This window comes from Nostoc sp. DedQUE09, assembly GCF_034530915.1.
GTDB lineage: Bacteria > Cyanobacteriota > Cyanobacteriia > Cyanobacteriales > Nostocaceae > Nostoc.
In genome coordinates this window covers 23,576-45,442 of sequence record NZ_JAVRCE010000065.1, presented here as the reverse complement: position 1 = coordinate 45,442, position 21,867 = coordinate 23,576, and the positions used below count along the sequence as shown (strand labels likewise).

Genomic DNA, 21,867 nt, shown 5'->3' with positions numbered 1-21,867 from the left:
AGGGGAGCAGGGGAGCAGGGGAGCAGGGGAGCAGGGGAGCAGGGGAGCAGAGGAGAAGTTACAGTAGGTTTTTCTTTTTTGCTCTTGCTCTTTTTGTTGCTTTACTGAAGCAGAGGTAAGTTTTACTTTTGTGTTTCTCGATCAAGGCAATCATCGGAAAAGACTGCAAATTATTGCCATGAGTGGGTTAGCTATGACTGAGGCATTAGTCCAAAATACGGGTATTGGTATCCAAGGCTTTTTAGCTAAACTCTTCACCGTCGAGCAGTTATTGAACTTTGTTCAAAGGATATTCCGTTAAAATCAATTTGCTACGATACTTAACCAAATTTAAATTCTGGAGTTTTGTGACTCTGTGCTTACTCAGTTATCGACTATCAACGCCCTGAAACAGCCTACTAGTTCTGCTTGGTTAGAACAAGCGATCGCTAATTTAGATATCATCTTACTCGACCACTCCCACTGCGAACGCAAAGCAGCAGGCGTGGCTTTGAACATGATGTTTCGCTACCCTTCCAATACTAAAATGGTACGGGAGTTAACTGCGATCGCTCGCGAAGAACTAGAACACTTTGAACTAGTAAACCAATGGTTAGAACGCCGGAATATTCCCCTAGCTCCCCTACCACCGCCTCCCTACGGCGCGGGTTTAAAAGCTCAAGTACGCCCCAAAGAACCTGAGCGATTTCTAGATTCCTTACTAGTCACTGGTTTAATTGAAGCTCGCTCTCACGAACGCTTGGGACTATTAGCTGCTCACTGTCCAGAGCCAGAGTTAGCAAAATTTTATCGTGGGCTAATGGCATCCGAAGCGCGTCACTACGGTATATATTGGGTTTTAGCTGCTACTTATTTCGACAAAGAAATTGTCATGCAACGGCTTGATGAATTAGCAATTGTCGAAAGCGAGTTGCTGGCGACTTTGCACCCAGAACCTAGAATTCACAGTTAGTAGACTAACCCAATAGATATGAAGCTTCAGCTAACACACCTGAGACTGCTTGTCTCCAATTATAAAGATTCTTTTCTGTTCTACCGGGATCTGCTGAAATTTGATGTCGATTGGGGCGATGAAGATAGCGGATATGCTGAGTTTAATACTGGATATCTCAAGCTAGGTTTACTCAAACAAGAATTAATGGCTGAAGTAGTCCCAAGAATTGAACAGCCTTCATACATTGTCAATCGAGATAAAGTTGTCTTGATTTTGGCAGTCGATAACGTGGATGAGGTCTATGAGCAAGTAAAGGATCAAAATGCGCTCGTTGTGACTCAACCACAAGATCGCCCAAGCTGGGGAATCCGCACAGCTCATTTGCGCGATCCTGATGGCAATCTGATCGAAATCTACAACAATCTCGGAATTATCAGTTAAAAGTTCGCTACCAACAAGGTTATAAAGTAATTAATCATGAATTAGCATGATACAGAAATGGCTTTCTATTGTTGGTATTGGGGAAGATGGATTACAAGGGTTAAGTGCGATCGCTCGTTCTCTAGTCGAGCAAGCTCAAGTAATTGTGGGAGGCGATCGCCATTTAGCAATGCTGCCTACAGACGATCAGCGTGAGAAACTAGTTTGGACATCTCCCATTAGCACTTCTGTAGACGAAATCATCCAGCGTCGCGGCCAGTCAATCTGCGTACTCGCAAGCGGCGATCCGATGTGTTATGGCATTGGTGTCACCTTGATGCGGCGAATTCCCATCTCTGAAATGACGATTATCCCTGCACCTTCAGCCTTCAGCCTCGCCTGTGCCAGGGTGGGATGGTCTTTAACTGAGGTAGAAACCTTGAGTTTGAATGGTCGTCCATCCTCCCTACTTCAGTCTTACATTTATCCGGGAGCGCGGCTGTTGATTTTGAGTGAGGGCAAAGAGACACCAGCGATCGTTGCTCAAATTTTGACAAATCGCGGCTATAGTGGCAGTAAAATCACTGTATTGGAGCGTATGGGCGGCGCTCATGAAAGAATTGTGGAAGGTACGGCTGCATCCTGGAGTGAAACTGAAGTTGCAGTGTTGAATGCGATCGCAGTTAATTGTATTGCTGATGCTGGGGTTATCCCATTACCAAGATTACCAGGATTACCAGATAACGCCTACCACCACGATGGACAGTTAACGAAGCGTGAAGTTAGGGCAATTACCCTTGCAGCTTTAGCACCGACACCAGGAGAATTATTGTGGGATGTGGGCGCGGGTTGCGGCTCAATTTCAATTGAATGGATGCGGAGTAATGCTCGGTGTCGAGCGATCGCGATCGAACAAAATTCTTCTAGACTACTATGTATTGCCGATAATGCCGCGACTCTCGGTACTCCAAGTCTGCAAATCATTGAAGGTAAAGCGCCCCATACCCTGAAAGACTTGCCAGTACCAGATGCGATTTTTATTGGTGGTGGGGTGACAGCAACGGGACTTTTTGATATTTGCTGGGAAGCACTGCGCCCAGGTGGACGTTTAGTAGCAAATGTTGTCACGGTAGAGGGTGAGCAAACTTTATTTCAATGGTATGAACGAGTCGGTGGCAATTTAACTCGTATTGCCATTCAGCGGGCGGAACCTATTGGTAAATTTTTAGGTTGGCGAGCAATGGCAGCTGTGACGCAATGGGTAGTAGTGAAGTCTTAAAAATTGAATAGTTAAAGTTACAAGTGCGTAGACGCTTCTCCTGTCGGAGACGCTATGCGAACGTATTGTCGCAGACATCGCTTTGGTAATTTTGTTATAACTTACATAACTTATTGCCTTGTTATACGCTGTATAGTTTGTAAAATGTACTTTGCTAAGAGCATAAAGAATTGTAAGTATATTCTCTAGCTCTACATACAGCAAAATAAATATCTGCTATACCTAAAATCTGCTGTAAATTGGTGATTAACACACTTGATTCATAGCACATCACAAAATCGCCCTGCTCACTGATAGTAGGAACTATCTCCTGGGTATACTAAACCAGAGAAAGAAAATTATCATAACTAGATGCAATGTTAATAGAATCAAATGAACTATTTCTCATACTTGGCTATCGCATTATTAAGCAATTATATTCAGGTAAAAAAACCTTAGTTTATCGAGCTATAAGAGAAGCAGATCAGCAATCAGTTATTTTAAAATTGATGCGTAATGAAAATCCTAGTTTTGCTGAAATTAATCAGTTTCATAATCAATACGCCATTACCAAAAATATTGAGATTCCAGGCATAGTCAAAGCAATAAGCCTAGAGAAATATGACAATAGATATATTATAGTAATGGAAGATTTTGGGAGTATTGCCCTTAATCTCTGGCAACAAGAAGAGCATAAAAAAGGAAAAAATTCTGTTTCATTGAGTGAGTTTTTCGATATTGCCATTGAAATTAGTGCAACTTTGGAACAGCTACATCACCATCGCATTATTCACAAAGATATTAAACCTGCTAATATTTTGATTCATCCAATAACAGGTAAAACCAGGATCATCGATTTTAGTATTGCTACTTTATTACCAAAAGAAATTCAATTTCTCACAAATCCCAACGTCCTAGAAGGAACTCTAGCTTATATTTCCCCTGAACAAACAGGACGCATGAATCGAGGTATAGACTACCGTACCGACTTTTATTCCTTGGGTATCACCTTCTTTGAACTCCTAACAGGACAGTTACCCTTTAGTACCGCTGAACCGATGGAGTTAGTCTACTCTCATATTGCCAAAGAGCCGCCAAAAGCTAGCTATATTAACTCCAATATTCCCACAATTTTATCTGATATTATCAGCAAGCTGATGGCAAAAAATGCCGAAGACCGATATCAGAGTGCTCATGGACTTAGGTATGACTTGGAGAGATGTCAAAATCAATGGCAAGAGAAAGGAAATATTACAGCCTTTGAATTAAAAAGTCGGGATATCTCAAATCATTTTGCTATTCCTGAAAAACTTTATGGTCGTCAAAGAGAGATTGAAATCCTACTCACTACTTTTGACCGAGTGGCCAAGGGAAACACGGAAATGATTTTAGTCTCTGGTTACTCAGGGATTGGTAAAACTGCTGTGGTGAATGAAGTCCAAAAACCTATTGCTAGACAGCGTAGTTACTTCATCAAAGGAAAATTTGACCAATTCCAACGTGATATCCCGTTGTCAGGATTGGTGCAAGCTTTGCGGGATTTAATTGAGCAAATACTCTCCGAAACAGATGCCCAAATTCAACAGTGGAAAACCAAAATTTTATCGGCATTGAGTACGCAATCTCAAGTAATCATTAATGTAATTCCTGAACTGGAAATAATTATTGGCAAACAACCTGCATCTGCTGAACTTACTGGTAGCGCTGCTCAAAATCGCTTCAATTTATTGTTCCAGAGATTTATCCAGGTATTCTCTACTAAAGATCATCCTCTGGTCATCTTTCTAGATGATTTGCAATGGGCTGATACGACTTCCTTGAAGTTCATTCAATTATTAATGGATGGAACTTCTTCTGGCTTTGCTAAGGATACAGAGAATCTATCTGAAAATAAAGGTAGTTTGCTACTAATGGGTGCATATAGAGATAATGAAGTCTCAAATTTACATCCGCTACATTTAACACTACAAGAAATTGTCAATACAGGAGGAGTAATTAATACAATTAAACTCTTACCTTTAAGTCAGATTGATTTAAATCATTTAATTGCTGATACACTGCGCTGTCCAGAAGCCATTGCTGTCCCTCTAACTCAAATGGTATTTTTCAAAACTAAAGGGAACCCCTTCTTTGCATCTCAGTTCCTCAAGTTATTATATGATGACGGATTAATTGAATTAGATTTTGATGCTGGGTATTGGAAGTATGATATTAACAAAATTAAAACTTTATCTCTTACAGATGATGTCGTAGAGTTTATGGGCATACAAATAGAAAAGTTACCCCAAAATGTACAAAATGTATTAAAAATATCTGCTTGTATTGGTAATGAGTTTGACTTAAAAACATTGTCACTTGTTAATGAAAAATCGGTAATAGATACTGCATCTGACTTATGGCAAGCATTACTTGAAGGACTAATTATTCCTCAAAAAGACGGTTGTAATTTTGCACCAGAAAATGATAGACAACTATTAAGTTTTTCAACTAGAGACTCAGAAAATTTCTCAGCAACTAATTCCCAACTTCCCAGATATAAATTCGTACATGATAGAGTTCAGCAAGCAGCTTATTCTCTAATTCCCAAAGACAAAATCAAGCAGATGCACTTAAAAATTGGGCTGCTTCTCTTGAAAAATACTCCAGTTGCAGAACGAGAAGAAAATATTTTTGAACTTGTCAATCATTTCAATATTGCAGCCGAATTTATCACCCATCAAGCTAAACGTAATGAGTTAGCTGAAATGAATCTAATAGCTGGACGTAAGGCTTTAGTATCAACAGCTTATTCATCGGCACTTAAGTATTTTACTGCTGGAATTGAGCTACTAGCAGATGATAGTTGGGAGATGAAATATGAGCTAACTCTAGCTTTGTATGAAATAGCAACAGAAGCAGCATACTTAGTTGGTGATTTTGAGCAGATGGAGAAATTGGCAAAGGTGGTATTAGCAAGAGCTAAAACACTTTTAGAAAAAGTGAAAGTCTATGAAGTAAAAATTCAGGCTTATGGCGCACAGGGTCAAGCATTAGAAGCTGTTAACCTTGCACTAGCATTTTTAAAATTATTAGGGGTAGACTTTCCCTGTAATCCTCAGCAGTCTGATGTTGAAATAGCATTAGCGGAAACAGCATCGCATCTAAGCGGTAGGAGTATTGAAGACTTAATTAATTTACCCCAAATGACGGACTCTCGGTCATTAGTAGTGATACGTATATTATCTAATATAACTGCTTTTACCTACACAGTTGTTCCCACATTGTTTCCATTAATAGTTCTGAATCAGATCAACTTATCGATTAAATATGGCAATGCATCTTTATCTGCATTCGTGTATGTTGCTTATGGGATTATATTGTGCAGTGTAGTGGGAGATATTGAGTCTGGCTATCGATTTGGCAAACTGGCTGAAAGTATGTTGACCAAATTTCAAACTCAAGAAGTTATGTTGAAGGTAATTCAAACATTTAATCAACTCATTAAACCCTGGAAAGAGCATGTTAAAAATACACTAAAACCTCTAATAGAAGTTTACTCTAATAATTTGGAAACAGGAGATTTAGAATTTGGGGCTTATTGTCTTTATACGTACTCCTATTATGCATATTTTATTGGTAAGGAATTAGTTCCTCTTGAGCGGGAAATGGCAACACATAGCAATGCTATAAAACAAATCAAGCAAGAGCGAGTTTTTCATTGGAATGAAATATATCGCCAGATGGTATTGAATTTGTTAGGTTCTTCAAAAAATTCTTGCTGTTTAATTGGTGACGCATATAATGAAAAAACAATGTTACCAATTCATATAGCGGCTAATGATGGAGTTGCAATTATTTCCTTGTTTATTTGTAAGATGCAACTATGTTACCTGTTTACAGATTATTCCCAAGCACTTGAAAATTCTCTGAAGGCAGAACAGTATTTATCTGCTGGTCTAGGAATGATAATCAGTGCTCAATTCTATTTTTATGATTCATTAGTACAGCTTGCTTTTTACCCTGATGTTGATGAAGATAAACAACAAAAAATTATCAAAAAAGTTATAACAAATCAGGAGAAAATAGCGCATTGGGCACATCATGCACCAATGAATTACTTACATAAATTTCATTTAGTAGAGGCGGAACGACATCGAGTTATTGGTCAATATCTTGAAGCAATAGATAGTTATGAATGCGCTATTTCCCTTAGTAAAGAAAATGAGTACATTAACGAAGAAGCTCTTGCTTGTGAATTAGCAGCTACGTTTTATCTCAAATGGGGTAAACAAAAAATCGCCCAATTATACCTCACTGATGCTTACTATTGCTATGTCCGCTGGGGAGCTTTAGCTAAAGTTTATGACTTGCAAAAACGCTATCCTCAATTACTTCTTCCCACAATTCAGCAAGAAGAACTTAGCTCTTCTTACAGTGACAACAATTTACCTGAACTGGGCCTACATCTATCTACACTTAGTAATAAATCTACTCTGGTGACGAATGAAACTGTCATTGGCTCCAATACTAGTATTTCAGATATGTTAGATTTGGGAACTGTCATTAAAGCTTCTCAAGCAGTATCTGGAGAGATTGAATTGGAAGCACTCCTTTCTACTTTAATGGAAGTTGTGATGGAGAATGCAGGAGCTTCTAAATGTGTGCTGATATTGAGCGAAGCTAATAACTTAGACTTAACTATTGCGGCAATTAGTTCTGCTTCCACTTTTAGAGATACTAATACAGAGTTTTTATCTATTCCTTTCGAGTCTACCGATCTTGTTCCTATTTCTTTGATTAATTATGTCAAACGAACCCAAGAAATCTTAGTAATTGATGACATTAAAGACAAAGCTTATTTTGCCGTAGATAATTATATTAACCGTGAGGAGCCAAAAAGCATATTATGTATTCCAATGCTTAATCAAGGTAAATTGCTGGGGCTGATTTATCTAGAAAATAATTTAACAACAGGAGCATTTACACGCGATCGCCTAGAAGTTCTCAAGCTCCTAACTATCCAAGCTGCAATTTCTTTAGAAAATGCCATTCTCTACAATAATTTGACTGAAGCGAATGAGCAATTGGAGGACTACAGTCATATACTAGAGGAAAGGGTAGTAGTAAGAACAGCAGAACTTAATGAAAAAAATCAGCATCTACAAGAAGCTCTAGAAGAATTACAAAGTACCCAAAGTAAATTAATTCAAAGTGAAAAAATGTCTTCATTAGGGCAAATGGTGGCGGGAATTGCCCATGAAATTAATAACCCGATCAATTTTATTCATGGTAATATCACTCACGCAAGTGACTATGTTCAACAATTGCTAGATCTGATTAATATTTATCAGCAACAATATCCTCATCCCTCAGCAATAGTGGAGCAAAAAATTGAGGAATTGGATGTAGAATTCTTGAGAGAAGACCTTCCAAGAGTTCTCGATTCGATGAAGGTGGGAAGTTCCCGTATCCGAAATATTATTCTGAGCTTACGTAACTTCTCTCGTTTAGATGAATCGGAAATGAAGCCTGTAAATATTCATGAAGGCATCGATAGTACTCTAATGATTTTGCAGCACCGACTCAAGGAAAAGAGCGATTGCCCAGAAATTCAAGTCTTTAAAGAATATGCGCAACTGCCGGATGTTATTTGCTATGCTGGGCAACTCAACCAAGTGTTTATGAATATTTTAAGTAATGCGATCGATGCTTTAGAGGACTACAAGAATAAAGAAGATTCTTCAAGCAAAAATCCTCAAATTCGTATTCGTACTGAACTAGGAGAAGCAAACACGTTGAAGATTCGGATTGCTGATAACGGTTATGGTATGACTGCACAGGTGATGCAGAAAATATTTGATCCATTTTTTACCACTAAGGCAGTAGGAAGTGGTACGGGGTTGGGGTTGTCAATTAGTTATCAAGTGGTAGTGGACAAACATAAAGGTCAGTTAAGCTGTGAATCAACTCCAGGAAAGGGAACTGAGTTTGTGATTGAGATTCCAATGCAACAGTAAAACAAGCCGTTAATACTGAAAAATTTACAATATTCAGCACTCTTTATAATACGGTTCGGTTTAGAACTTCATCGAACCGTATTATGGAGATATTAAGGAACGCTTGTTACCTCTACACTTGCCGCGATCGCAGAATCATTAAGAGATGGCTGTTGTTTTGCTTGTAATTCTTGTCGGAGATTCTTGTAGGCAGATGGATCTGCTGGCATTATCAACTCTCCAAGCAGGCTTCCTGGTTTACGGCGGGTGTTGAGATCCATATCCTGAAGCAATTCATCAATATAATGGAATGTAAAAGGAATTAAACATGCTCCGCTGACGAAAGCATAGGGTCTATCTTTCTTCCTCCATTCCAACTCTGCTTTTACATCCTCTAACATCTGTTGCGGGGATGGTAAGGGTATATTTCCTTTGACATACTCTGATAACCACCTAGCACCAATCTCTGCTGATAACTGGGCACAGAAAGTATAGTTATAACCAACAAAACCCATCTGTGGAACATGAGGGTGAATGAGATGGCGGTAAAGATGGAAAGTGCCTTCCTCATCAAATACATGCCTGTGGTACTTCTCTTCTAAAAAGGGGATATCCTGAAGAAAACCTGTGCCAAAGACAACAACATCTGTCTGTATTTGCTCGCCATTATCCAATTCGACGCCACCAGCAAAAAACTTGTTGATCTTTGTCTTCACAGCACGAATTTTGCCTGCGCGTACATGCTCAAAAAAGCCTTTAGGTACCAAGCCGATACTACAGCCGATCAATTTGTTCATCGGTTGTTTGGGCACCATCCCACAAGCATCAAGGGGAAACTGTAAGCGCAGGATAGTCTCATTTAGCCGCCAAAACGCCCACACCAGTGGCTTTCCAAAACTATGCAGCCACTTTTCCCATCCTTGAAGTTTATGATAGGGTATCCAAATTTCTGCAAACCGAGTCAGGAAAATATACTTGATGTTCAACAGACCAAGAAAAAAGTTAGGAACTTTCCACAGTGCTTGACGGAACACAAGGGTACATTCCTTGGCCTTGCTAGCTGCGAGATTCGCTAAATCGGTGGCTGATTTGCCAAAACCGACAACAACCACTCGCTTGCCCTCTATTACAGAGCCGTCATTAAAGTTGTTAGTATGTATTACCTTACCTCCAGCGGCAATGAACTCTTCCATCCCCGGCAAGTTAGGAATGTAGGGAATATCACAAAGACCATTGCACACAATCACAAAGTCGAACTCGTAATTTTGTTTTTTAATCTCCTTACCATCTTTTTGAAAGCTAACACTAACAATCCATCCAGGAGCATTTCCTGATTTGCGCTCCACTTTAGTTACTTTCGCACCGAACTGAATTTTTTCTGCTACACCAAAGTGTTGGGCATAGGATTCAAGGTAAGCGTATATTTGCTCTCCTGAAGGCCATTCTGGATAAGACGCAGGCATAGGATAGTCTGAGAAAGCATAGGTGTCTCTGGGATTTTGGATCGACAGTCCTGGGTAAGTTCTCGATCTTTCCCATACCCCACCAAGCCCCTGCCGTTTCTCGAACAATGTAACTTCGTAACCTTCCTCAAGAAATGTCTTGGCTGAGACTAATCCGCTCACTCCTGCCCCAATCACACATATTTGTTTCGCTGTCATCTTGGGTTCTCCTCAATTATGATCGGACTTACGCAAAAATACACGCAGTAGGGGCAATTCATGAATTGCCCCTACCTAAAAATCAAAGTTTTGACTATTTATTGTTTGTGTAAGTCCTATATTAAATTGGCACAGGAATTTGATATCCGCTATCGCTAACTAATGAAGTAGCTAAATGATTGTCACTGAGATATTCTGACTGTTCTTGAGACTTAATTACATAAGTTAAGTATTCATATTGAGAGGGCAGATTTGTGCTTAGGTAATTGGCTTTTTCCTTAATTGCCTTAAATTTAGCTAGCGCCTTCTCGTCGTCAAGATGCTCCAGCAGAGGTAAACTGCCTTCTGGCTTATGATTGAGTCCAAGTAACATTACCGAGTAAGAATATGTCTCGAAGCCATGAAAATATGGATTGATATTCTTTTTATTTGGTAATCTGCTTCTCCACAACTTTAACTTTTCTTGCAGTTGTGCAGGAACTTTAATTTCTTGCTTAGTTGCTTGCCAAAACTTTGTATCTGCTCGATCGCTGGCACGGTAATGGAGTACCAAAAAGTCCCGAACACCATCTAGACAGTTAGCGATCGCTCTATTATAGTTGCGGATCAACTCTTCATTGAACGACTTGCCTGGAAAGTGATTGACTAGCTCTTCGATTCCATGCTGAATAAAAAATATCCCAGTAGATTCCAATGGTTCAACAAAGCCACTGGAAAGCCCTATTGCTACACAGTTTTTCACCCATGAGTTTCTGTTACGTCCAATCCTCATCTGGATATGAGAGGCTTTGCAATTATCAGCGACATTTCCTAAATGCTGGCGAAATTCTTGTTCTGCTTCCTCCGCAGAGATGAAGGCGCTGGAATAAACATAACCTGTACCATCTCTACCATACAAAGGTATATTCCAGACCCAACCTGATGAGAGAGCAGTTGCAGTTGTGTAAGGGTTGATGCCATTTTTCTGAATATCGCTTGGTATCTGTATGGCGATCGCGCGATCGCACAGTAGCGACTCTGAATAAGAAATGAATGGCTCACCAAGAGCTTTGTTAATCAAAAGACCACGGAAACCAGTACAGTCAATGAAAAGGTCTCCACTGATAATGCCATGCTCGTTAGTGTTGAGACTGTCTATGCTTCCATCCTCAGTTAAATTTACATCTACCACATCATCAACAATTTGTTTCACGCCCCTCTGTATTGAATAGTCTTTTAAGAATCTAGCAATTAGATTTGCATCAAAATGGTAGGCGTAAGGATACTGACCTTCAGCATCAGCAAGTGTTATAAGATTTTTTTCAGAAAAATGTTTCTCTGAGAATAAATGTTCTACTCTATCATCAAAGATTTTGCCGTTAAGATATCTCGGAGACCTTTGATGATCGCACAGCGTCGGTGCCATGAAGCAGGAATAATCAAATGCCTCATTGGCACTCTTAAGTTTTAACCACCATTCAGAGATACTGAATCCATCAATAAAATCAAATCTTTCAAAAGGGTGGTAAAAGTGTCTTCGATCGGAATTCCAATCAACAAATTTAATCCCCATTTTATAAGTAGCATTGCATTTTGGCATCCATTCATACTCTTGTAATCCCAGAAAATCAAAAAATGACTTGATGCTACTAAAAGTTGCTTCGCCAACTCCAATTTTTGTAATATTAGAAGACTCTACCAAGGTAATCTGAACATTTTTTTTCAAGGCTTTGCTCAAATAAGCTGCCGTCATCCAACCCGCTGAACCACCACCAACAATTACAACATTTTGTACATGCTGTGACATAGTAAAATTTCTCCTTCCAGTTTGCTCGTTAATTTATGCAGCTTTCAATAGTTGCTCAATTTCATGGTTTTTGGCATATACTAAAAGACCATTTGTAAATTGAGTGAAAACTGTAAATAAGTTTTCAACCAGTTCAAAAGCTTCTTGTTGGGATGCTTCTGATAGTTGAATGTCTTGTAACCATCGATCTATTCCAGATGAACCTGTCATGTGACCAGTTTCAACATCCAAATGGAAATCTGCAAAATATCGGCATGGTTTTTGGGTAATTGCTTTAATTTCTTGGCCAATCTCTGCTGCTACAGAAAACATTATATTGCCCGTTGCTTCGGTAACTTCAATAACTATTATTTTTTGAATAGGAGTAGCTTGCAAAGTATATCGATAGAGTTGATAACTCAACCAGCGAGCATTCTGAGTTTCTTCACTCCAAAGAAATTTTAATGCATCACTAAATTGCAAGGTTTTGTCAAATTCTAGGTTCTTCAAATCTTCCAGAAACCACAGCCAATGATGATCATCTTCATAAGTATGTTTGTTAATTAATGTCTGAATTGGATCGGTTGTTGGTTCTACTCGCAAAAAATACTTATTCAGTTCACCAAAATTCATAATAAAATGAGCAGCACATGGTGCCCAAGCTAGCCTTTGTCTGGGATTTATACTTTTATCTTGCATAAAATAAAACAAGGGTAATTGAGCAAATTCTTGCTTCTTTTGTTCAATCAATGCTAGGACTTGTTGCATTTTTAATTGTGCCGATTTTCAATGTTTAATATTCAAGCAGAAGTAACTTTCCGACTTTGTTGTGGGAAGGGTAATCTGCTCAAGCTTTGGTTGTTCAATTCCCAAAGCTTTTTTGATAATCATTAGGTCAAAACCCACTATTTGAATAGCAAATAATGTCTAATTTGTGATATTGCAGGTTTAGTTAAGAGTGTGTAGATAATTGGTCTTTAAAGACACGATAAATCTCACCTCTACATCAGGGTTTTAGATGTATTGTGTTATATCGTATTGAGGCTAACGCTAAATTGTAACCAGGTAATTTACTGTTATTGATTTTTACTTTAACTTCAACATATCTATGTAATAAACGTAGTCTTTACTTAAGTACGCTTGTTAATAAAGGGTCTTATTGAGCGTTTCAAAAACCAAATCGGCTAGTTAGACCTTCTACCCTAGCTAAAACTTGAGTATATACTTGGAAAGATTTTTAGACTTGTTGTAGATAAAGATAGTATTAATAATTACTTACCACCCTCAAGTGTTAGTATAGACTCAGCAGTGCGCTCAAATTCTTCTGGTGTATATCGCAAATGTACTTGGGCACCAGACCAAGAAAATGTACCAGGAGTCACAGAACGGACTAAGTAATAGAGGGGATAAACTCCTGGTTTGAAGTGGCCGGCGTAGGCGATAATGCGATCGCCTTCTCTCTCTCATATCATGTTCGCATAATTAGTTATGATTTCCATAGTCATTGCACCCCACACGCCAGATGCTCCACTTGGGGAGACCCCAAGACCGCACTGGCTCCCCTTAATCCCCTCCCCGCTTGCGGCTACGGTGTACACACAAGTCGAATTACCCCCCTCAATCCGCCCTTGCAAAAAGCTACGGTGTACACACAAGTCGAATTACCCCCCTTAGTCCCCCCTTGTAAAGCAGGGCTGTTTCATTCCATTTCAAACAGGATTTGTCAAGATGGTTAGCAAGAAAATTGTAAGTAAGCGTGACGAAGAGATGAATATTTAAGCACTGAAATATCAGTAAAATAGTTGGTTTCATCGGCACGCTAGTAACAAAATAACTAATTTTTAATTGCTAGAACCCTTGATTTTTAAAGCTCTTTGGGGAATGAAACAGCCCTGCCTTTACAAGGGGAGGGTTAGGGTGGGGTAAAACCCTGGTTAATCAGCTATTTCAGACTTGTGTGTACACCGTAGCTTGGAAAGGGGGGAAAAAAGAAATCTAATTCCCTCCCCTTTCCAAGGCAGGGCTGATTCATTCCATTTCAAACAGGATTTGTCAAGATGGTTAGCAAGAAAATTGTAAGTAAGCGTGACGAAGAGATGAATATTTAAGCACTGAAATATCAGTAAAATAGTTGGTTTCATCGGCACGCTAGTAACAAAATAACTAATTTTTAATTGCTAGAACCCTTGATTTTTAAAGCTCTTTGGGGAATGAAACAGCCCTGCTTTCCAAGGGGAGGGTTAGGGTGGGGTAAAACTTACGCTTCAAGCTAAATGAGTTATTATGATTCCCACTGATAAATGCCATCCATCCCCCATCTCGCTTTTCGTATCGAAACATTAAGGAATATTGCATTTAAGCAGAAACCTGGAGGAAAAGCGCCAAATCACCCGAAAGACCGTGGTAGTATGCTCTCGGTAAATGTGAAGATTGGGAGAAAGACCTTTGACACTACGGGTTGCTGTTATTGGGTCAGGCCCTGCTGGTTCATCTGCCGCAGAAACACTGGCAGCCTCTGGGATTGAAACCTACCTGTTTGAGCGGAAGCTAGACAATGCAAAGCCTTGTGGGGGTGCAATTCCCCTCTGTATGGTGAGTGAATTTGACTTACCACCAGAGATTATCGATCGCCGGGTACGGAAGATGAAAATGATTTCGCCTTCCAATCGCGAGGTTGATATCAATTTGATAAATGAAGATGAATATATAGGAATGTGCCGCCGGGAAGTGCTGGATGGCTTTTTGCGCGATCGCGCGGCAAAACTAGGCGCAAATTTAATTAATGCCACTGTTCATAAACTTGATATACCAGGAAACAATACCGATCCCTATACCATTCATTACGTTGACCATACAGATGGGATATCACAGGGTATTGCCAAAACTCTGAAAGTGGATCTAATTATTGGGGCAGATGGGGCTAATTCCCGCGTTGCTAAGGAAATGGACGCTGGGGATTACAATTATGCGATCGCTTTCCAAGAGCGAATTCGCTTACCCGAAGATAAAATGGCCTACTATAACGACCTCGCCGAAATGTATGTCGGTGATGACGTTTCTACCGATTTCTACGCTTGGGTTTTCCCCAAATATGACCACGTAGCTGTCGGTACTGGTACGATGCAGATCAATAAAGCCAGCATCAAACAGTTACAAGCTGGTATCCGCGCTCGTGCTTCCGAGAAGCTAGCAGGCGGTAAAATCATCAAAGTTGAAGCCCACCCCATTCCTGAACATCCCCGTCCCCGTCGTGTTGTTGGTCGCATCGCTTTGGTGGGAGATGCTGCTGGTTACGTTACCAAGTCTTCTGGTGAAGGTATTTATTTTGCCGCTAAGTCTGGGCGGATGTGTGCCGAAACCATTGTAGAAGCATCTAACAGTGGTAGCCGTATTCCTACAGAAGGCGACCTGAAGGTTTACCTGAAGCGTTGGGATAAAAGATACGGACTCACCTACAAGGTGTTGGACATTCTGCAAACCGTGTTCTATCGTTCTGATGCTACCCGCGAGGCCTTTGTGGAAATGTGTGATGACCTCGATGTACAACGGCTAACATTTGATAGCTATCTGTATAAAACGGTTGTCCCAGCTAATCCCATCACCCAATTGAAGATTACTGCCAAAACTATTGGTAGTCTAATTCGGGGTAATGCTCTTGCACCTTAGGTAAGTGCAAAATACTGAAATTGCAACCAATAAAATTACCCAATACGGTTACAGTAGACCTCTTGTAAAAGTCCCTAACACCCCATCCTCAACCCCTTCCCGCAATCGTGAAAGAGGGGTTGAGAGTGGGGTTGTTATTTTTGATTTATGCAGGAGACTCCATGAGCTGCACTCACAAGGAACAATGAAAATAATCTAGGAATGATTTTGCGTTGTTTCAGCCTCTATTTTTAAGGCATGTCTAGTGAGGGCTACTAACAAATTAAGTTTTGTAGAAATTAATTCTCTTGTAATTTTTGCTTTGTTATTGTAATTTTCATAGAAAAAAAACTCAGTATTTTACTAGTAGTAGCTGTTGGCTATGTCGTTGCCCTGTAGAGCAAACCTAAACTCCTGAAAAGAGCGCGATCGCTACAGCTTGTGGTTGAGTTTGGTTTAATAAAAACTTTGCAGAAAATTACAAGATTATGATGAACAAAAAAGTTAAAACAAAAACTCAAAACTTTTGTAAACTTGTTTCAGTTTTTACAAGTATCTTTATAGTTTCGCCAGCCTATGCAAGCGATTGGCTTCAATGTGCAAATCTAACCCAGATCGATGTAAGCACTTGTCAGATTCTAAACTATCCAAGTGCTAGCTACGAATATGCGATCTCTTATAACACAACTGAGCCGTTACCAGTTGTCTGTAGTTTTTGGAATGTGGGAGCAAGGATCTATAACAAGCAACCATATCTAATTGTTTCTGATAATCCAACGGCAGGCATGAATTATGGAGGCTTTATTTTTTATAAAGGAACACAAGCCTCTGATGATGCCACATCTACATGTTCTGCTGGACAGTGGCGTCACAGATACTGGCAATTAACTCAGAACAATAGAATTGAACTGAATTTTAGTAACGGGTGTTCGGGAGCTGAAATCCCAGTCTTCTGTCGCGCACGCAAAGAAGCATCTATCAATAACATTTTGAACTTTGAACAAAAGAGATTAGCTCTGCTTCCTGACAGTAGTCTGCTAAAAAGTAATAGATAACGTGATGTGCAACTTTCTTTCAAACCTAACCCGCAACCCCTTCCATACTAGGTAATCGAAGCAAAAATCAAAGCCTCTCGGACTGTGGGCACAGGAATGGAAGCGAGGTTCCAAGAATAAGTTGCAGATCATATTCATCAAAATTCTTAATTGTGGTAACTTGCTGGCACAAGCTATAGCGCTTCTGGTTTGAGTCGAATACAGACCTAACCCCCAGCCCCTTCCCTGCAAGGGAAGGGGAGTAAGATTCAAAGCCTCTCTCCTTTTAGGAGAGAGGCTTGGAGAGAGGTCAAAGTTGGGTTGATCGGATTGCAAAGCTACCTCTGTGACGAAAGCTAACAAATCTTTGGAGCAGATAGTGTTTCTCAGTCGCATGGAATACAGGTCTTTGGTTTAGTGCAATTTCTGATAAAACAGATGTTGTTCTTAATCTACTGGGGCAAAATAGAAAACATGACGATTGAACCCGATTCCTCTAATCTACCAACCCCAGACCCAGCCTCCGAAAAGGATTTGCAGCCAGATGACTTTGACGGTGGTGCAGCTGAGAATAACCTAAGCTCAGAAGCACTAGCAACACAACAAGCCCTAGCTGTGATCGCCTCTTTGCAATCTCCACAACATACAACTGCTCTCAAACAAGCCCGTTCTGACTTCAAGCAACCCATTAGCAAGCAATTTACAGTTAAGCCAAGGGCATTGCTGATTATTCTAATCGCGATCGCCATCACCTTAATTGGAATTATCCTCAATAACTGGATCGTTGGCATTATCGGCACGCTGATAGCTTTGTTGTTATCCCTGGCGATATTATTGCCTTGGTTGCAAGAAGTTTTAGACGAGTGGTTTTCACCCCAAGAACGCACCCTATTTATTGCCTTTTTGGGACTAATAGTAGCCATTATCGGCACGATCAGGTTCACAGGTATAGGCGATCGCTTACTGCTTTTAGGACGCCAGATTAACTGGGATATTGCTGGTAGCCTCGCAGAATGGTTTGGCGCTTTAGGGCAAATTCTCATCGCCATCATTGCCGTTTACGTAGCTTGGCGACAATATGTCATTTCCAAAGACTTGACAATTCAGCAAAACCTGCTCACAGTTCAGCAAAATATTATCACCCAGCAACAGACAATCGATTCCTATTTCCAAGGCGTTTCAGACTTGGTATTAGATGAAGAAGGATTATTAGAAGATTGGCCCCAAGAAAGAGCGATCGCTGAAGGACGCACTGCGGCAATTTTGAGTAGTGTCGATGGCAGTGGTAAAGCGAAAATTCTCCGTTTTCTGTCACGTTCCAAGTTGCTGTCACCCCTAAAACGCGATCGCCTATTAGGTCGAGCCATTCTTGATGGAACTGGCGGATATGCAGAAGACCGCCTCGAAGGTGTGCGCGTCATCGATTTAGGCGTAATGCTAGCCGCAGCAGACCTTTCTGGTACTGATTTACGTTGGACTGACCTCAGCGAAGCTAATCTTGTCCGCGCTAATCTGAGCGGTTGTGATTTAGTAAAAGCCAACCTCTCCCGCACAATTTTATACAATGCGAATCTCGATGGTGCTGACATCAACGGTATTCGCCTATTCTATGGTGTAGTAGATAAAGCCTCACCCCGCAGTCGCACTGAACCACCAAATTATGAAACCGGCGAACAAACTGGCGCTGTGATCGAAAATGCCGATTTCAGCAACGTACAACGGATGTCTGAGTCTGCACGTTGCTACTGTTGCACTTGGGGTGGCGAAAAAACTAGAGGTACTATTCCTGGTGGTTGTGAAGGTATTCCTAATAAGTTGGGAAGATAGTTATAAAAAATCAGTTAGCCGCATTAAAGATTTGCTGTGCAGTTAAATTTAATTGGGGAAAGGTAGGTGATGAAATCGTGGTGTTACCTTGAAAGGCTGTCATTTGATATTCACCATCAACTAATTCGCATACAAAAATGGTAGGTTGTTTGGGATTACCGATGAACTTTCTTGCACCCAATGCAGCATAATCAGCAATCCAATATTCGAGAATTCCCATTTCTTCATAATCTCTAAGTTTATTGTAGTAATCATCTCGCCAGTTGCTCGAAACAACTTCAATAACTATTGGAACCGATGCCGCTTGGCTCACTGTTGACTGTTTTTGAAAAAGCGGTTCATTGTCGAGATTATCAAGATTTAGTAGCAACACATCAGGCGAATAAGCGGATTCGGCAGAAGGAGTTTTGACCAATACGGTTTTGGGAATTCCGTAAGGTAAATTAAGACGATCAAACTCCACGGTTAATTTCCGCGATAAAAAAGCAATAACTTTTTCATGTTGTCCGGTTGGAGGTGGCATTTCAATAATTACTCCTTTGTGTAATTCATAGCGTTTCCCATCGTTGGGATACCACTCAATAAATTCATTGAACGTGAGTAATTTGGGCAACGCTTGGGTCATAATCCTACCTCCGTAACAGAGAGCGCTGAAAAAACAAGAGATTTTACGACATCCTTGAGCGAACAAAATATAAGTCTTTCAGGAATTTTAACTAGTACAGCATGGCGGAAGTTAACCACCCCTGACGCTCGTTCGCTCTTAGCGTCTCCCCTTGGGAGAAGACTCGCTAACGCTGGGCTTACGGGTTCGGCAGTTCCTCATGGGGGAACTCCCAAAACCTTACTGCCTCACCATTTCAAATCTATGAAACGCTTAGGCTGTATTCATTTTTAATTTTTAATTCCGCCTTGCGGTACTAGTGGCTTTGCTTCCTTCCAAATGAAAGGAATTTTTTTCATTCTAATGTTGTCATACACCCCAGTAATTCTCGCCTTCCGGTAGGGTGAGGATTTCAACGCCATCTTCAGTTACAGCTAAGGTATGCTCACATTGAGCGGATAGTTTGCGATCGCGCGTTACCGCAGTCCACTTATCGCCCAGAACCTCGACTTCATAAGTACCTTCGTTAATCATTGGCTCAATGGTAAAAACCATCCCTGGTCTGAGGCGCTTACCCTTACCACGTGTGCCATAGTGGGGAATATCCGGTGCAGTATGGAAAATATTACTGATGCCGTGGCCAACGAAATCTCGCACTACAGAAAAGCCTTGTCCTTCAGCATACTCTTGAATGGCTGCACCAATATCGCCAATGCGTGCCCCAGGTTTAACTTCAGCAATACCCAAGCGCAAACACTCTTGTGTCACCTCTACCAGCTTTCTGGTTTTTGGGGAAGGAGTACCAACAAAAAATGTCTTCGATGTATCGCCGTGATAACCTTCAACAATTGGCGTTACATCAATATTAATAATGTCACCTTCTTTGAGAATTTGCTTGGCGTTGGGAATGCCGTGACAAATTACTTCATTTACACTGGTGCAAATTGATTTAGGATAACCCTTATAGCCAAGGGGTGCGCTTTTTGCGCCATGTGCTTGCGTCCAACGTTCGGCTTCATCATTTAGTTCAAGAGTGCTAACCCCTGGCTTCACAAAGGGTTCTAGATGCTGGAGAAGTTTAGCAGCTAAACGCCCAGCTTGACGCATTTTCTCTATTTCTCGTTGGGATAAAATAACAATTAGTTCAGTTTTCATTAACTTTTATCTAAAGTATCTTTCATAAACATAGTTAACCCTGTCTGTGCAGCTCTTTGTGCAGTATCAGCAACCTTTAAGGTATATAAGCTCTGCTCTGGGGTAACGTACAAAGGAGTCCCGTCAAAAAGATGGTCTAACACCATACTCGTGTCTTTAACGAACAAACCCCGGCGAGGGCCAACTTCTATAGGTGTTGTTTCCCCTGGCTGGACGAATATCCCGGTGTCGCCATCAAAAATTAAACCACCTTTTTCACCGTGAACTTCAAACTTGCGTTCTGATTGCCAAATACTTTCGCCTTTGCCATACACGACTTGGGCTAAAAGTCCACTGTTAAAGGACAGTTCACTAGTGCAGAAACAGGTTTGGTAGTATTCCGGTTCTATTTGCCAATATCGCTGGTGAGAGTTAACAGTAAATACTGTACCAAATAAATCTATGAGACGATGTAGCCGAGACAATGCCCCCATTAAGGGAAAGCCAAAAAACTCATGGTTATAAGTCCATTTGCGGGGTGCAGGATTTTGAGGATTAATGGTGCTGTAGCGAACATAAAACACTTCACCAATTTTGTCTAAGTTTTTCTTCAAAGCTTGATGCAAACCACCCAAAAGTTCCAGATGTTCAACGTGCAGGAGTTTTTGTTGTGCTTTGGCTAAGGCAATCAGTTCCTCAGCTTCTACCACATCCAACGAAAGAGGATACTCTACAATCACATGTTTGCCGTTGGTAAGTGCTGCACGAGCGATCGCACCATGATCTCGATTAATAGTGGAGATCGCTACTAGGTCTATATCTTCACGTTCTACGAGCTCTTGCCAAGTATTCAAGACTTGAATCTGGTACTCTCTGGCAAAGGTTTCGGTTTTTTCTCTGGTATGACCAACAACTGCGACTATGTGCGATCGCTCATCACGGAGCAATGCCTCAGCCCGAAACTTTGCCGCATACCCAGTACCTACCAAACCTACACGCACTCTTGGTTTTTCCAAAGCTGCTTCTGAATTATACATGATCCTCATTAGTTCTGTTTTTGATCTTCCCACGCTTCTAATGGTGAGATTCTCTCTTCATGGGGTTCACCAGTCTTAATACTTGTCGGGTTTTGGGGAAAAGGGAAAGAAAAAACCTTTAACCTTTACCCTTTAACCTTTTCCCCAAATCCAATTCCGACTTAAAAATGCACAAAGCGTGCAGTATTGTCACCAGTCTAGACTCTACAACATTCGTCCTACCCCCTCAAGGACAATAAGACTTTATTTGCAGCTAGATAGAATGACGTGTACTCAAAATGGAAGACTTCAAAAGAAAAAGCCTTTTTTACTCCATAATGTTAGAAATTTGTCAATACAATGAACAAAAAATGGCAAAAGAAAAATTAAATCTCTACTGTACTGTTATGTTTCTTTCATTGATAACGAGCGCATTTAAATCAGATTAAAAAATGAAACAGCCCTATTTTTTAAAGGAGTTGGGGAATCTCTTCTACGTAAGTCCTACAAAATACTGGTAACATTAACCTTACTCATGTTTACTTTTCGAAAATATAACTTTTTCTAATCACAACCTGACTAGGGTAGAAAATA

Annotated in this window: 14 protein-coding genes and 1 pseudogene; 8 read left to right on the top strand and 7 right to left on the bottom strand. The window is 40.5% G+C overall.

Annotation, left to right across the window (positions count from 1 at the left end; all coding sequences use genetic code 11):
* The first annotated feature begins 130 nt into the window (after window positions 1-130).
* The 5 genes from RMY27_RS28965 to RMY27_RS28945 all read left to right on the top strand — a co-directional run bounded on the left by RMY27_RS28965 (window position 131) and on the right by RMY27_RS28945 (window position 8,608).
* Complete coding sequence (locus tag RMY27_RS28965; protein ID WP_322668291.1) at window positions 131-301, top strand: hypothetical protein; 171 nt, start codon at window positions 131-133, stop codon at window positions 299-301.
* Window positions 302-355: 54 nt separating this feature from the next.
* Window positions 356-952 carry a tRNA-(ms[2]io[6]A)-hydroxylase gene (locus RMY27_RS28960; RefSeq protein WP_322668290.1) on the top strand — a complete coding sequence of 199 codons (597 nt, stop codon included), beginning with the start codon at window positions 356-358 and terminating at the stop codon, window positions 950-952.
* An 18-nt stretch (window positions 953-970) separates the two neighbouring features.
* A complete protein-coding gene (locus tag RMY27_RS28955) occupies window positions 971-1,375 on the top strand; it encodes a VOC family protein (protein ID WP_094353017.1) in 405 nt (134 codons plus the stop codon).
* Window positions 1,376-1,421: 46 nt separating this feature from the next.
* Complete coding sequence (gene cbiE, locus RMY27_RS28950) at window positions 1,422-2,633, top strand: precorrin-6y C5,15-methyltransferase (decarboxylating) subunit CbiE (protein WP_322668289.1); 1,212 nt, start codon at window positions 1,422-1,424, stop codon at window positions 2,631-2,633.
* A gap of 356 nt (window positions 2,634-2,989) precedes the next feature.
* Complete coding sequence (locus tag RMY27_RS28945; protein ID WP_322668288.1) at window positions 2,990-8,608, top strand: AAA family ATPase; 5,619 nt, start codon at window positions 2,990-2,992, stop codon at window positions 8,606-8,608.
* Between the two features lie 92 nt (window positions 8,609-8,700).
* Here RMY27_RS28945 and RMY27_RS28940 read toward each other — a convergent pair whose 3' ends face one another.
* The 4 genes and pseudogenes from RMY27_RS28940 to RMY27_RS35645 form a co-directional block, all read right to left on the bottom strand.
* The gene (locus tag RMY27_RS28940; RefSeq protein WP_322668287.1) at window positions 8,701-10,248 is read right to left on the bottom strand and encodes an NAD(P)/FAD-dependent oxidoreductase; all 1,548 of its coding nucleotides are present in this window, start codon (window positions 10,246-10,248) and stop codon (window positions 8,701-8,703) included.
* A gap of 121 nt (window positions 10,249-10,369) precedes the next feature.
* Window positions 10,370-12,034: a tryptophan halogenase family protein gene (locus RMY27_RS28935; protein ID WP_322668286.1), complete on the bottom strand. Its 1,665-nt coding sequence runs from the start codon at window positions 12,032-12,034 to the stop codon at window positions 10,370-10,372.
* Between the two features lie 33 nt (window positions 12,035-12,067).
* The gene (locus RMY27_RS28930; protein ID WP_322668285.1) at window positions 12,068-12,781 is read right to left on the bottom strand and encodes a hypothetical protein; all 714 of its coding nucleotides are present in this window, start codon (window positions 12,779-12,781) and stop codon (window positions 12,068-12,070) included.
* A gap of 503 nt (window positions 12,782-13,284) precedes the next feature.
* Window positions 13,285-13,464 (bottom strand): annotated as a pseudogene (locus tag RMY27_RS35645) (hypothetical protein); the annotation flags it as partial.
* Between the two features lie 994 nt (window positions 13,465-14,458).
* Between RMY27_RS35645 and chlP the strand changes: the two are divergent.
* The 3 genes from chlP (at window position 14,459) to RMY27_RS28915 (ending at window position 18,519) form a co-directional block, all read left to right on the top strand.
* Window positions 14,459-15,679, top strand: a complete 1,221-nt coding sequence (chlP, locus tag RMY27_RS28925) for a geranylgeranyl reductase (protein ID WP_322668284.1) — start codon at window positions 14,459-14,461, stop codon at window positions 15,677-15,679.
* Between the two features lie 467 nt (window positions 15,680-16,146).
* Window positions 16,147-16,713, top strand: a complete 567-nt coding sequence (locus RMY27_RS28920; RefSeq protein WP_322668283.1) for a hypothetical protein — start codon at window positions 16,147-16,149, stop codon at window positions 16,711-16,713.
* Between the two features lie 453 nt (window positions 16,714-17,166).
* Window positions 17,167-18,519 (top strand): pentapeptide repeat-containing protein, encoded by a 1,353-nt coding sequence (locus RMY27_RS28915; RefSeq protein WP_322668282.1) that lies wholly within the window; start codon window positions 17,167-17,169, stop codon window positions 18,517-18,519.
* A gap of 10 nt (window positions 18,520-18,529) precedes the next feature.
* Here the strand turns inward: RMY27_RS28915 and RMY27_RS28910 are convergent, their stop codons facing one another.
* The 3 genes from RMY27_RS28910 to RMY27_RS28900 all read right to left on the bottom strand — a co-directional run bounded on the left by RMY27_RS28910 (window position 18,530) and on the right by RMY27_RS28900 (window position 21,294).
* Window positions 18,530-19,144 carry a Uma2 family endonuclease gene (locus RMY27_RS28910; protein WP_322668281.1) on the bottom strand — a complete coding sequence of 205 codons (615 nt, stop codon included), beginning with the start codon at window positions 19,142-19,144 and terminating at the stop codon, window positions 18,530-18,532.
* 348 nt (window positions 19,145-19,492) lie between these two features.
* The gene (gene map / locus RMY27_RS28905; RefSeq protein ID WP_322668280.1) at window positions 19,493-20,278 is read right to left on the bottom strand and encodes a type I methionyl aminopeptidase; all 786 of its coding nucleotides are present in this window, start codon (window positions 20,276-20,278) and stop codon (window positions 19,493-19,495) included.
* The gene (locus tag RMY27_RS28900) at window positions 20,278-21,294 is read right to left on the bottom strand and encodes a Gfo/Idh/MocA family oxidoreductase (protein ID WP_322668279.1); all 1,017 of its coding nucleotides are present in this window, start codon (window positions 21,292-21,294) and stop codon (window positions 20,278-20,280) included. Before RMY27_RS28900 ends, map begins: the two co-directional genes overlap by 1 nt.
* Window positions 21,295-21,867: the final 573 nt, after the last annotated feature.